The organism is Gemmatimonadota bacterium (assembly GCA_030747075.1).
GTDB lineage: Bacteria > ARS69 > ARS69 > ARS69 > ARS69 > ARS69.
This window is the reverse complement of the sequence record JASLLL010000006.1, coordinates 64,735-77,862: the sequence shown is the minus strand read 5'-3', so window position 1 is coordinate 77,862 and position 13,128 is coordinate 64,735. Positions and strand designations below refer to the sequence as shown.

Annotated in this window: 13 protein-coding genes; 4 read left to right on the top strand and 9 right to left on the bottom strand. The window is 67.4% G+C overall.

The features are described 5' to 3' along the window. Positions 1-64 precede the first annotated feature (64 nt). Together QF819_03560 and QF819_03555 are read left to right on the top strand one after the other, a co-directional pair. Complete coding sequence (locus QF819_03560; protein ID MDP6802238.1) at positions 65-1,531, top strand: GntR family transcriptional regulator; 1,467 nt, start codon at positions 65-67, stop codon at positions 1,529-1,531. Positions 1,532-1,587: 56 nt separating this feature from the next. Continuing rightward, the gene (locus tag QF819_03555; protein MDP6802237.1) at positions 1,588-2,163 is read left to right on the top strand and encodes a multiheme c-type cytochrome; all 576 of its coding nucleotides are present in this window, start codon (positions 1,588-1,590) and stop codon (positions 2,161-2,163) included. Positions 2,164-2,226: 63 nt separating this feature from the next. Here the strand turns inward: QF819_03555 and QF819_03550 are convergent, their stop codons facing one another. Further along, positions 2,227-4,218, bottom strand: coding sequence for a sulfatase (locus QF819_03550; protein ID MDP6802236.1), 1,992 nt, complete (start codon positions 4,216-4,218; stop codon positions 2,227-2,229). Then, complete coding sequence (locus QF819_03545) at positions 4,215-5,123, bottom strand: deoxyribonuclease IV (protein MDP6802235.1); 909 nt, start codon at positions 5,121-5,123, stop codon at positions 4,215-4,217. The genes QF819_03550 and QF819_03545 overlap by 4 nt, the downstream gene beginning before the upstream one ends. Positions 5,124-5,496: 373 nt before the next feature. On the opposite strand from QF819_03545, the gene QF819_03540 reads away from it, so the two are divergent. Further along, positions 5,497-6,168, top strand: a complete 672-nt coding sequence (locus QF819_03540; protein MDP6802234.1) for a hypothetical protein — start codon at positions 5,497-5,499, stop codon at positions 6,166-6,168. A 32-nt stretch (positions 6,169-6,200) separates the two neighbouring features. Here QF819_03540 and QF819_03535 read toward each other — a convergent pair whose 3' ends face one another. The 7 genes from QF819_03535 to QF819_03505 form a co-directional block, all read right to left on the bottom strand. Next, positions 6,201-6,830 (bottom strand): LysM peptidoglycan-binding domain-containing protein, encoded by a 630-nt coding sequence (locus tag QF819_03535; GenBank protein MDP6802233.1) that lies wholly within the window; start codon positions 6,828-6,830, stop codon positions 6,201-6,203. Further along, positions 6,830-7,399, bottom strand: a complete 570-nt coding sequence (locus QF819_03530; protein ID MDP6802232.1) for an OmpA family protein — start codon at positions 7,397-7,399, stop codon at positions 6,830-6,832. Before QF819_03530 ends, QF819_03535 begins: the two co-directional genes overlap by 1 nt. Continuing rightward, positions 7,396-8,682 carry a DPP IV N-terminal domain-containing protein gene (locus tag QF819_03525; GenBank protein MDP6802231.1) on the bottom strand — a complete coding sequence of 429 codons (1,287 nt, stop codon included), beginning with the start codon at positions 8,680-8,682 and terminating at the stop codon, positions 7,396-7,398. Before QF819_03525 ends, QF819_03530 begins: the two co-directional genes overlap by 4 nt. An 8-nt stretch (positions 8,683-8,690) precedes the next feature. Further along, complete coding sequence (locus tag QF819_03520; protein ID MDP6802230.1) at positions 8,691-9,458, bottom strand: TonB family protein; 768 nt, start codon at positions 9,456-9,458, stop codon at positions 8,691-8,693. Continuing rightward, a complete protein-coding gene (locus tag QF819_03515) occupies positions 9,455-9,865 on the bottom strand; it encodes a biopolymer transporter ExbD (protein MDP6802229.1) in 411 nt (136 codons plus the stop codon). Before QF819_03515 ends, QF819_03520 begins: the two co-directional genes overlap by 4 nt. Beyond that, the gene (locus tag QF819_03510) at positions 9,862-10,569 is read right to left on the bottom strand and encodes a MotA/TolQ/ExbB proton channel family protein (protein MDP6802228.1); all 708 of its coding nucleotides are present in this window, start codon (positions 10,567-10,569) and stop codon (positions 9,862-9,864) included. The genes QF819_03515 and QF819_03510 overlap by 4 nt, the downstream gene beginning before the upstream one ends. A gap of 139 nt (positions 10,570-10,708) precedes the next feature. Further along, positions 10,709-11,281, bottom strand: a complete 573-nt coding sequence (locus QF819_03505) for a cob(I)yrinic acid a,c-diamide adenosyltransferase (GenBank protein MDP6802227.1) — start codon at positions 11,279-11,281, stop codon at positions 10,709-10,711. Between the two features lie 95 nt (positions 11,282-11,376). Here QF819_03505 and ptsP point away from each other — a divergent pair, with 95 nt between their 5' ends. After that, positions 11,377-13,125, top strand: coding sequence for a phosphoenolpyruvate--protein phosphotransferase (gene ptsP, locus QF819_03500; GenBank protein MDP6802226.1), 1,749 nt, complete (start codon positions 11,377-11,379; stop codon positions 13,123-13,125). Positions 13,126-13,128: the final 3 nt, after the last annotated feature.

The following is a 13,128-nucleotide window of genomic DNA, read 5'->3' as shown; positions in this document are numbered from 1 at the left end:
GGTTCAATGGGGGGAGCAGAGCAGCCGAAGGGCGCCGGAGCGCGCCCCAACCGGGAGGCGCAGGGTGTATATCCCGCTGGAACGAGATTCCCCGGTCCCTCTGGCGCGGCAGATCGCGTCGTATCTGGCGGAGCTCGTGCGACGGAAACACCTTGTGCCGGGCGCGAAACTTCCCGCGACCCGGGTACTGGCGCGCTCTCTGGGAGTCGCACGAACGACGGTGGACGCGGCCTATCGCGATCTTGCCGCACGACGCATGATCTCGGTGCGCCCCGGCCAGGGCGCGACCGTACGGAAACGACCGGCGAAGCCGACGGAACCCGGGCTGCCCTTTCGTCGGCCGCGCGGAAAGGACCCGCTGCCTCCGGATGCCTGGCTTCCAGCGAAGGACAGGCCGGGAGAGTCCTACGATTTCGCCGGGGACCTGCCCCGCCTCGCCACGCTCCCCTCCCGTCATATGAAGAGCCTCCACGCGGAAGCGCTGGCGACCAGTCGGGGGCCGCTCTTCGCGCCCGCGCCTCCGCTGGGAGAGTCCACACTGCGCGGCGCGGCCGCACACCGACTCGCACTGTGCGGAGTACTGCATGGAGCAGAGGAGGTCGCCATCGGGGCGGATCGCGCGGCCATCGTGGCTGCGGTGCTGGCCCTGTTCGCGGGGAGGCGCTCGCTGGTGGTGGCGGACGCCCCCCCGGACCCGGAGATCGCCAGGGCGGTGCTTGCGCGACCGTGCCGACTGCGCATCCTGCCTCCGGGAAGTTCGGCGGAGACGCTGGAGGAGGCGCTGGGCCGCACTCGACCGCGACTGCTTCTCGTCACCAGCGGACGGTCCCGCATTCCGGGATCGCTGCCGGACGCCGCCCGTCGGCGGGCACTGGTGGATCTTGCGAAGAAGCGCGGCCTTCCCGTGCTGGAGGATGTGACGGACCTCGACACGCTCCGGGAACCCGGAGCCCCCCCGCCCCTGGCGTCCATGGACTCCTCGGGGCGCGTGATGGCCCTGATCGACCTGTGCGACGAGGCGGGCGGCCGTTTCCATGCAGCAGCGATCGGGGCCCCCGCGCGGGTTCTCGACCGGCTGCGCGCGGATTCGCCCTCCCCCGCGCTGGACCGCCTCTCCCAGCGCGCGCTGGCACTCGCCATCGACACGCCCGCCCGGAACCGACTCCTGGACGCCACGCGGGAGCAGCGGCACCTCCTGGCCACCAGCGTCGCACGCACGATCCGGCGGAGAATGCCCTCGCTGGCGGGAGTGGCGTTCGCGTCCGCTTCCGATGCCGTGAGACTGGACCTCCCCGAGGGGGTCCCGTCGGCCCTTGTCCGCGACGCGGCCGCCCGGGCGGACATTCGCGTGCTCACCGAAGCGGACTGCGGACTCTCGCCGGAAGAGCCGGGATTCCTGCTTCTGGACCTTCTGAGGCACGACGAGGGGGATCTTCTCCTTGGCATCGCCCGGCTGGGGGAGATCGTGGAAAGTGTCGTTCGGAACCGGGATGCCGGGGGTGCTCTGGACGACCCCACCGCCAGTGGGTAGCTTTTAGAGAGCGTCTGTACCCCATCGTAGCCCCATCCTCAAACCGGAGAGCATTCATGAAGTTCGTCGGAACCGCTTTGACCGTCGGCATTCTGGTCGCGATGGTCGCCCTCCTGATCTCCCCCGCGTCTGCCTCAGCGGCGGAGGAGTTCGGGTTCGTGGGCGTCAAGAAGTGCAAGATGTGTCACAAGAAGGCCAGCGGCGGAAACCAGTACGGCAAGTGGCTGGAGACCGCGCACGCAAAGGCGTTTGAGACCCTTGCCACGGAAGAGGCCGCCGCGGAAGCCAAGGCACTCGGCATCGCGGATGCCCGGACGGCGCCGGAATGCCTGAAGTGCCACGCCACCGCGTTCCCGGTGATGGACAAGCTGGAGACGGAGAAGATCACGCTGGAGGAGGGCGTCTCCTGCGAGAGTTGCCACGGACCCGGGAAAGGCTACTACAAGAAGAAGGTCATGGCGGGCATCACCGACGGTACGGTGGAGGCCGCGTCGGTAGGCCTTCTGGCTCCGGACGAAGCGGTCTGCACGAAGTGCCATACGGCGGAAGGGAACTCCTTCTATCAGGAGTTCAAGTACGAGGAGCGCGTGAAGGAGGTTGCGCACCCCATCCCCGAGGTCGTGGCGGAATAGACCCGCTGCATACGCCGGGAATGGCGGGCAGGTGAGAGAGGGGCTGCTCTTCGGGGCGGCCCCTTACTTCAGGTATCCCAGTGCGCGCAGCCGCTCTTCCGTCACCGGATCGAACTGAGCGCTCGCTTCGGGCGCGCCGCCTTCTCTCGCAAGGTCAACCCGCGCACGGAGGCGGTCGCGCAGTTCGGCCAGCCGGTCCGGCTGCTCGCCCGCGAGATCCCTCAACTCCCCGGGATCGGTCATGAGGTGGTACAGCCGAACCTCTTCGCGATCGTCCAGACGGCTGACAATCACCTTCCACTCCCCGCGCCGAAGGGACCGCGCCCGGTAGTTCTTCCCGTAGAGAATCTCCGCGAAGACTTCGTCCTCCGAAGATGGCTCCGGCACATTCCCGGAAGATGCCGCCTCCAGCACGCTGCGAAGTGAGCGGCCGGACATACCGGCGGGAGTCTCCAGACCCGCAAGGTCCAGGAGCGTCGGCCCCACATCCAGCAGCCCGGCAGCCTGGTCGACCACAACGCCTTCCGGCACTCCCGGCCCGGCCAGCACGAGCGGCACGGCCAGGAGTTCCTCGTACAGCGACTGCCCGTGCCCCCAGCCGCCATGCTCGTGAAACTCTTCTCCGTGATCGCTGGTCACCGCGAGAAGCGTTCCGCGACCCGAGGCGGGGTGTGTGCGCAGTGTGTCGAACAGTCCGCCAAGCACACGGTCGAGGTAGGCGATTTCGGCGTCGTAGGCCAGGATCATTCCCTCGCGGGTCTCGTCGGGAACGCTCTGCGCGCGGGAGAACGGCAGAAAGAGCCCGACGGTCGACGGGTGCTCCGCAACCGGGGCCGGGCCGTCCCCGGCGAAGTCCGGCGCCTCCCCCTCCGGCACGCGATACGGCGCGTGCGGCTCCATGTAGTGCAGATACGCGAAGGAAGGCGCGCCGCTCAGTGAGCGCCGCCAGTCGAGAAAGGCCTCGGTCACATCCGGAGCCGACAGCGAGGTCGCCTCCGCCCCCGGTCCTCGCAGAACACGCTTCTCCATCCCGAGGAGGAGGCCGCTCCACAGCCGAACGCCCGGCAGGTTCCGGCCGCCTTCAGCCAGACGGAAGAGCGCGTAGCCGAGGCGCGTCTTGGAGGTGAACTCCTTCTCCAGCGCGTGGAAGACCTCCGCTCCCTGCGAGAACCCGAACTCTGCGGAGATGATCGGGTTGGAGCAGAACATCGCCGTGCGGTAACCGGCATCGCGGAACGCCTCGACCAGCGTGGGCAACCGCTCCGGGAGAACCGACCGCAGGTGTCCAACGCGGTGCCCCGATGGGTAACGGGATGTGAGCAACGATGCGACCGCCGGTTTGGTGTAGCAACTCGGGCTGGTGAAACGGGGGAAGCGGGCCCCCTCCGCCGCAAGCGCGTCGAGCGACGGGCTGGTCGTGCGGGCGTATCCCTCCGCGGAGAGGTGATCCCGCCGCAGCGTGTCCACGAGCACCAGGACGACATCCGGCGCATCGCCAGGAGCGGAACCGGATGGCGGCCCCGTGGCGGAAGGCCCGCCCTGCCACGAGAGCGCAGCCACGCACAAGAAGGAGCCAGCCAGCAGGAGGCTGCCGGGTGCGCTGGCAAGAATGCGCGCGAGGATCCCCCTTGACGCGAAGGAGTGCGTGAGGCCGCGCACGAGAAACAGCCCGGCCGCGATCGCCAGCACCGTGACGCCCGCATCCACCCCCAGCGACAGCGCACCGGTGTCTGACCCCAGATAGACGACATTGAGCTGAACGAGAACGAGAAACCAGGCGGGGAAGACGGCGAGGACGGCGCTGGTCGATGCGGCCAGGACCCGGGAAGAACGGAAGCGGCGGGCGGAATGTCCGGAATGAACGAGAAGCGCCGCCAGAATACCCAGCACCGCCCCCAAGAGCGCAAGGCAGGCTACCCAGTCCAATACCGCGACGGTCAGCAGACGCCGATCCAGAAACTCATTGCGCGAGAAGACCGCGTCAAGAACGCCAGCCACCACCCCAAACAGAATGCCCTGCAAGACTCCGTGTAGAATGAGCCGATGGCGGGTCACGCAAGAACACCCTTGGCCCACTCCGGCGTGGACGGAGGCGGCCCGGGATCGGGATTTTCGCCGCGAGCCAGCGCACGCAGGACTTCCAGGTTTCGCGCATCCTCCAGGAGTTCGCTTCCTTTCGGGGTCTCCAGAAGGAAGGGAACGCTCTGCAACTCCGGCGCGCGAAGAAGCGCGGCAAACCCGGCATTCCCGATCTCTCCGCACCCGATGTGCGCGTGACGATCGCGGCGGCTGGCGAAGGGCTTGAGCGAATCGTTGGCATGAATCGCACGGAGTGAGTCCAGTCCGCAAACGCGGTCGAACTCGGCCAGAGCTTCACGGACGGACTCTTCATCGCGAAGGTCGTAACCGGCGGTGAATGAGTGGCAGGTGTCGAAACAGAATGCAATCCGCGCGGGATCGGACACCCCTTCGCGAATGCTCGCCAGATGCTCGAAGCGCCAGCCGAGGGTCGATCCCTGCCCGGCCGTCGTCTCCAGGAGCACCGGGCACGCGAACCCTTCCGTGGCCGCAATCACGCGATCCAGGCCCCGCGCGATCCGAAGCAACCCCGCCTCCTCCCCGCTACCCACATGCGCCCCGGGATGAACGACGAGTCCGTTGAGTTTCAGCCGCTCGCAGCGCTCCAACTCATCCACGAGCGCCCGGATGGAGCGTTCCCACAGCGCGGAATCGGGGCTTCCAAGGTTGATCAGGTAGGACGCATGCGCGAAGACCGGGAGAATGCCGGACCGTGCGCGCTCTGCCGCAAAGTCCCGGACCTCCTCATCCCCGAGGGGCCGCCCCTTCCAGCGATTGGCGTTCTTCACGAAGATCTGGAGCGCGGTACACCCCACGCTTTCCGCGCGGGCAAACGCCGTGGGGGCACCTCCCGCAACCGACATGTGAGCGCCGAGAAGCATCGGCTCCCTCCCTTCGCGTGAATGTCTCCGGCAGGTGGGCCTCTCGTCAAGGGGTACAACCCAGGTGGACGAAAGCGACGCGGCGAGTTGTACCCGCGCCCGGAGAAGGGGGCCTGCGGCCCCTTCGCGATGGCTCTGCGGGCACGGCTCTTGCTGGGAACCGGGGCGCGGCTCTCCGATCAGAGGGGAGTCGCGGGTCGCGGCGGGATAACCGTCATTACGCGTCTTGGGACTCGCGCTCCTGGCCGGTGCCACCGTCGCGGCCATCTCCTTTGCTTCATCGCGAGGGTCTCCCCGGTGGTGGAGGTGGGTGGGGGGCGGGGGGTCCCCGGGTGGGCAGAAACCGGACAGGAACCGAGAAAGAGGAGGGAGCATGCCCGGGAACATCGTCCGTGCGCTTGTGGATCCGGGCCGCGCCTGCATCCGTGCCCACCGCTCGCACCACTCCCCCGCCCGATCGTGGGTCATGCTGACCGCGGTTCTCGCCGGACTCGGGTGGCTCTCCGTATCGGTCGCGGCACGCGTTGTCGAAACCCTCGCCGAAGCCGGACTCTCGTCGGCAGACGCGGAACGACTGGCTGCGTCGGTCGGCGGCCTCTATCGGGAGGCCATGGTCTTCGCTCCGCTGGCGAAGATCACCGACGGCGTCATCGCGGGGGGGCTCCTTGCCGGTGCCGCACGAACCCTCGGGCACCGCATCCGCATGATCGACGCTCAGCGGGTGGTCGCCCTGGCCGCGGCGCCGGAGGCAATCGGCGCGCTGGCAGACCTCGTCTCCGTATGGAGTGCAGGCCCGGAGTTTGCTCCGGATCTCACGCCGCTTCGCACGCCGTCCACCAGTCTCGCCGCACTCCTTCCGCCGGACCTGGGACTGCCCGTTCCGACTGGAGTGGGCCACCGACTGACGCTTGCCGCAGGATGGACCCTCTTGCTTCGGATAGCAGGCATGCGTGCCCTCACCGGCGCAGCGCCCGGCCGGGCGGCCGCGGTCACGCTGCCCGGCTGGATCCTCGGGCTGTTCCGGCCGGGCTGGTGGCCCGGCTAGTCCGATGGTGCTTCGCCGGAGGGTGCTCCCGGCTATTCACTCACTCCCGGCACCAGCAGCTCCTGCCCTTCGCGGATGAGGTTGGCATTGGGGAGATCGTTCGCTCGGATGAGATCCGCCGCCGTTACGCCGTACTTCCGCGCGATGGATTCCACCGTCTCTCCGGTCTGCACGGCGTGGAGCTGTCCATAGGTGAACGCACTCGACTCCAGCTTCTCCAGACGGGTCGCCAGAAGCGTGTTCTCACGCAGCACTTCCTCCACGATAGCCTCCAGACGCCTCCCGATTTCGGCCTGATCCTCCGCACGCTCCTTCGCCCGCTTGCGTTCCGTCTCGGCGATCACGCCCTCCACGCGACTGATCTGGCGGCCGATTTCGCCGTCCGCCTCTTCCGCTCGCCCGGCCGTTACTTGCAGACGCTCACCGATCACCGACGCAAACGCCTCCGCCTGATCCTCCGTGACGCCGAGCCGCGCGCGCAGCGCCTCATTCTCCGCACGCAACGCCTCCAGTTCCGCCTCGAACTGGAGGAGTTTCTCGTCATTCCAGGCATCCTGGCGACTGATGTCGGCCTCGACCGCCGCCAGTTGACTCCTGGTTGCCAGGCACCCGGGGAGGAGAAGGACTCCTCCCACAAGCACCGCAAGCCCCCGGCGAGTCATCACGATCCCGGCGCTTCGACGCGGAACTCAGCCCGACGGTTCAGTGCCCAGGACTCCTCGTCATGGCCCGGCGCGGCCGGGCGCTCCTCACCATAGGACAGCGTCTGGAAACGCTCCTTCCCGACCCCAAGCTCCGACAGATAGCGGACGGCAGACTGAGCACGCTGCTCACCGAGGGCGAGGTTGTACTCGTCCGTGCCGCGTTCATCGCAGTGCCCTTCCACCAGGACACTCCAGGCCGCATTCTCTCGCAGCAGGACCGCGATCTCCTCCAGCATCGGGCGAGCGGCCGCAGTAATGGCGTACTTGTTGAAGTCGAACAGAATCGGTCGAAGCACCGACGCGTGCTCCACATTCGGATCCACAAACACCGTGGTTTCTTCTCGCTCCGGCGGCTGCACTTCCTCCACCGTCTCCGTCTCCACAACCACCGGGGGTTCGGGCGGAACCACAGGATCCGTCTCCACTTCCGGTTTTCTCCAGCATCCGCCCAGAAGCACCGCCATGATTCCCACCGCACTCAGGATCGTGACAATCCCGTATGCTCGCATTCCCTTCCTGCGCGTCATCGTCCTTCCTCCTCCGTCCGCCGCAGAAGCGGCGACCAGTCCGGCGCCAGAAAACGGCCCACCCCCCGGGAGATCCGGATGGTCCGCCGTTCCTTCAGATGTGTGATCACCAGCTCCGTTCTCTCCCCCACCCGGCCAGCCGAGCGACTGTACAGCAGACTCCGGCCATCGGGCGACCAACTCGGATCCTCGCAGTCCCCGCCGGATGCGACCGTCTCCACTCTTCGCGTAGCGAGGTCCACGACGCGCACCTCAAACCCTCCTGATCGAAAGGAACTGTACGCGATCTTCCTCCCGTCAGGCGACCAGTCCGGAGAGGTGTTGTAGCTCCCGCGAAAGGTAACCCGACGCACTTCCCTTGTCTCCAGATCCAGCACATAGACCTGCGGCCCCCCGGACCGATCCGACACAAACGCGATCCTCCCCCCGTCCGGTGACCAGACCGGAGAGTTGTCCGTCGCGCGATGCCGGGTCAGACGACGGACCTTGCCGGTCTCGAGATCCATCCCATGGATCTCGGGGTTCCCGTCGCGGGAGATCGTCAGTACCAGTCTCCCGCCATCCGGAGAAAAATCTCCCTGCGCGTTCAACCCCTCGAAGTGAGCAACCCGCTCCCGCGATCCGGTGTCCAGATCCTGAATCCACACATCCGGCCAGCCGCTGGAGTACGAAGTGTAGGCACACCGTCCGCCATCCGGGGCCCATCGCGGACTAAGTTCCAGCGCCTCCTCCCCCGTCACCTCCTGCATGCCATGACCGTCCGCGTCCATTCGAACGATTCGTTTTCCCTTCCCGTCCGCCGGATCCCACTCGCACAGAATCTGCGTCCCCGCCATCCCCGGCTCTCCGGTCAACGCGGTGACCGCGTCGTCAGCGAAAGCGTGCAGATCCTGACGGGTCACCTCCCCGCTCACGAATCCTGCCCTCTCGAAGAGCAACGCCCCGGACGAAGCATCGCGAACGCGGCCGACCACATCCCCCGCGAGCGCGGCGAACTCCACAAACACTTCGGCACCGGCTCGTGACCAGTCGGGGATCATGGCGGAGGGCGGCTCCTCCGGGACGACCGGCGCAAACCAGACCGACAGCGCGAAATCGAACGCAAGAACCTCACGAGGAGTGGAACTCGGGGGGATCGATCCCAGCTCCGGGTACGACCCGATCCCGATGGCAATCCGACGATCGGCGCTCTTTTCCACATCGATGATCGGGGCACCGGTTTCCGCGCCTGCTGAAACCCCGGTCAGAACGCACGCGGCCGCGGCCGCTATCCGAAGCCCCATCCGGTCCTTCACGATCCGGCCACGGAGAACCGTATGCGGACAATCAGCCGGTCGCCCTCCCAGGAATCGGGAAGCGCGGGAAACGGCGAGGCGCGCGTCACGGCATCTCGGGCGCTTGCATCCAGCCCTGGAACTGCGGAGGCGGTCTCCACGCGCACCGACCCCACGCTGCCGTCTCGACCCAGCTCCAGGCGGACGACCACCGGCGCATTGCCGCCGGTGAAAAGTCCGCGCCCCGGCGGATTCCACGAGTCGGTGATTTTCGTTCGCAGGAGATTCAAGTACCACGCAAAGGGGAAGTCCGCCGCCTCAACCAGCGCGCTCGGAGACCCGACCGCCTCCATCGGTTCCGGGGCTTCCACCGCGTCGACCGTCTCCGCCGTGTCCGGGGCATCCGGCTGCGCGATTCTCTGACGCAGGCGTTCCGCAAGAGACGGCCCCTGCGTCTGATCCTGCGCGGCCCGCTGAAACTGCCGGGGGCGGCGATCCGGCGTCACGGGTGCAGCACGCACCGGCGTCACGGCTTCCCGGGCCGGTTCCGTATCCTCCGGAATGTCCGCCTCGTTCGCCTTTTCGCGCAGCGGGGACATGGAAGCCCTCTCGGGAACTTCCAGGCGCGCGATCTCCGGCGGTTCCATGTGGGGAAACGAGGCGACCAGCGTTACGGGAACCGCTTCCGCCCAGTCTCTCCGGAAGGGATCGGGGCGCGGCCCGAGAAGCACGAACCCCAGCAGGATTCCGTGCCCCACCACCGAGCAGACCCACCCGAACCTCACCGCACACCCCTTTCGGGTTCGGTGGCAAGGCTCACCTGGCGAAGACCCGCCCCACGCGCCCGATCGAGAATGTCCATGACCACACGGTACTCAACCTCTCCGTCCGCCTCCACCAGCACGGGAATGTCCGGGCTCGCGGCGGCTCTCGCGGCCAGCGCGGCGTCGAGATCCGCGGGCATGGTCGGGGCGCCGTCCAGGAAGATCTCTCCGCCGGGGCCAATCGAAACCCGCAGCCCGCTGTCCGGGCGTGCGGTCGAAGTGGCCGCGTCGGGAAGGTCTATCTCGATGCCCTGAACCAGAATGGGCGCCACAAGAATAAAGATGATGAGGAGCATCATCGTGACATCCACCAGAGAGGTCACATTGACTTCCGCAACGACGCCCTCCATCGACCGGCGCCGTTTCATCGCGCGCCTCGCGGATCGTGGCTGGCGAAAACAGGAGCGCCGTCGTCTTCAGCGGAATGGCCGGGCGAAGACCCGCGCGACGCCAGCGCGGCACCGTCCAGAAACTCCGGGATGAAACGATCCAGCTTGAGCTCCAGGAGACGCACCCGCCGATTGAGCAGGTTGTACGCAACGACCGCCGGGATCGCGACCGCCAGGCCCGCCACGGTGGTGATGAGCGCCTCCGCAACCCCGGGAGCCACCGCTGCGATTCCCGCGCTGCCTTCTGAACTCATCCCGCGAAACGCATTCATGATCCCCCACACCGTGCCGAACAGCCCGACAAATGGAGACGCGCTCGCAAGAACAGCCAGAACGGTGAGCCCCCTTTCCAACTCCGCGACAGACTCGGCTACTTCCGCGTCCAGCGTGGCTTCCACGCGATCCGCGCCGAGAGCGTCGTAGGCTCCGGCAATCTGCAACTGATTGCGATAGGCGGCGGCCCCGGCCTGATACACACGCGCAAGAGAGCCCTCGCGGCCTGCGTCCGAACTTCCCGAACGCAACCACTCCACCCCGGAGGCATGAAAGCGCTGGAGGAAAGCGGCAATCCCGTCCTCGGCGTGACGAAGCGCGCGGATCTTCGAAACGATCACCGCCCAGGAGTACCCGGACAGGAGTAGCAGACCGGCGAGAATCGTCTGCCCCACCGGACCGGATTTCATCAGTGTGGTAATGAACGGATGGTCCAATGCAGTCCCCTCCCCCTGTCCTGACGCCCCCGCCCCGCAATGCCTGAAGAAGCGGCGCGACCGTATCACGCCCGCCGCAGACCGACAAGTTCGCCCGAGGGGGCCGCCCATCCTACCCCGGTCCACCGTCCGGGTTCCCGCTGCTCCCTGTGCGTTCGGGAGACCCTTCCTCCCGATTCACCCGGCGTGCCGCAACAAACAGCCAGTCGGACAGCCGGTTCATGTAACCGAGAATCGCGGGGCGCACGCCGCCATCGTCTCCGGAGGACAGCCCGACCAGCGACCGCTCCGCGCGGCGACAAACCGTTCGCGACACATGCAACGCCGCCCCCGCCTTCCCTCCGCCTGGAAGCAGGAAGCCGGTCAGCTTCTCAAGTCCGCTCTCCATCGCGTCGATCGACGCCTCCAGCGCGGCAACCCGCTCGTCTCGCAACATCCTCCCGGCCTCCGCGCCCGGAGCCGCCACCTCCGCGCCGATTCCAAACAGGTCCTCCTGCACTCGATCCACTTCGTCCCGGAGATCGTGCCCCTCCGGCAGTTCGGCTAGAGCCGCACCCATCGATGCACTCAGTTCATCGAGGTCTCCACAGACCGAGATCCGCGGATCGTGCTTGCCTACGCGTCGTCCTCCGATGAGCGAGGTCTCCCCCGTGTCTCCGGTCCGGGTGTAGATTCGCAAGTCCATCCCTCCGGCATTTGGCCGCACGCCACGCCGCATCTGGTCGTGACGGCGCGGGTGCGCTATCCTCTGTCGTGTCCGCCAGCCTCCTGGAAGGGATCATGGAACGAAAACACACCCTCCTCCACGGAAAAACGATCCACGACGGCACCGCCATCGGCGCAGCCGAGATCCGCCTGGAGGATCCTTCCGTCGTTCCCTCGTTTGTGCTGGAGTCCGAGACGGATGTCGAAGCCGAAATCGTGCGGTTCCGGGAGGCGCTGGAGGCTGCGGATCAGGACGCCGAGGCGGATCTCGACTGGGCCAGGGGCATTCTCTCCCAGAACGAATCCGAGATCTTCGCGGCCCAGCGCATGATCCTCCGCGACCCGACGCTCCTGACCTCCGTGGAGACCGCCATCCGCGAAACCCGCACCAATGCGGCCCGAGCCGTCCGACACCGCTTCGATCAGATCCGCGTGAAACTGGAGCTTTCGTCCAGCGAGATCATCCGAAACCGAGTGATCGACATGACGGACGCGGAGCGGCTGATTCTCTCCCATCTGGGCGGCCGATCTCCCCGGGACCAGACCGACACCGAACCCGTGCGCGACAGCCGGGTCATCCTCGTCACGGACAACCCGCCGCCGAGCCTTCTCGCCCGGATGGACCCGGACCGCATCGCGGGAATCCTGTGCGAGCAGGGCGGGCAGATGGGCCATGTCGCGGTTCTCGCCCGCGCGCTGGACCTCCCCGCGCTCATTCAGGTGGAAGGCCTCCTGGCGCAGGTGCGCGACGGGGATCTGCTCATCATCGAGGCGGACGAAGCACAGGTCCTCATCAACCCGGCGGAAGAAGCGCTGGAGTCCGCAAGAGAGAACCTCCGCCGCCGGAGGCTCCTCGCGCCTCCCGCCCCGTCCGATCCACGCGGGCATCGCCGGACCGCCGACGGGCGCCGGATCTACCTTCTCGGAAACGCCGGTGCCCGGAGGGACATCCACAACGCGGCGCAGGTGGACGCGGACGGGATCGGGCTGTACCGCACGGAGTTCTTCTACCTCTCGCGGACGACCATCCCCACCGAAGCCGAACTGGTCGAAGAGTACTCGGACGCGGCGTGTGCCTTTACGCAGGACCCCGTGGACATCCGGCTTCTGGATCTCGGCAGCGACAAGCACCTCCCCGGAACGCGACTCCTCCACGAACGGAACCCGGCGCTCGGGCTTCGCTCCCTCCGCTTCCTTCAGGAGAACCCCGCGCTGCTTCGCACCCAGATCCGCGCCGTGCTTCAGGCCGCCGCCGACGGACCGGTGCGCCTTCTGCTCCCCATGGTCTCCGGCGTGGACGACATCCGACGCATCCGCTCGCTTGTCCACGACCTTCACGAGGACCTTCGCCGCGAAGGAATCCGCCACTCCCCGGACCTCCCCGTCGGGGCGATGATCGAACACCCCGCGGGCGTCGCGCTGGCACCGGAGATTTTCGCCGAGTCGGACTTTATCTCGATCGGGAGCAACGATCTCGCGCAGTACATCCTCGCGGTCGACCGGGATGCGGCCCACCTCGCGGCCTACTACGACCCCTGCCACCCGGCCGTGCTCCGGGCGCTGGCGCACCTGAGCGCGCTCTCCCTGGAGACAGGCACCCCGCTGTCGGTCTGCGGGGAGATCGCGGGAGACCCGTCTCTGACGGCGCTGCTCGTGGGACTGGGCGTGGAGAGGCTCTCGATGGCACCGCAGTGGATCCTCCCCGTGGGACTGGTGCTGGCCTCGGTGGACGCGGCCGAGTGGCGGACCGTGGCCGACCGCGCCGTCTCCCTGGCCACGACCCGCGAAATCCGCACCCTCATCCGAGAGGCGGAGTCCGGCTGACTC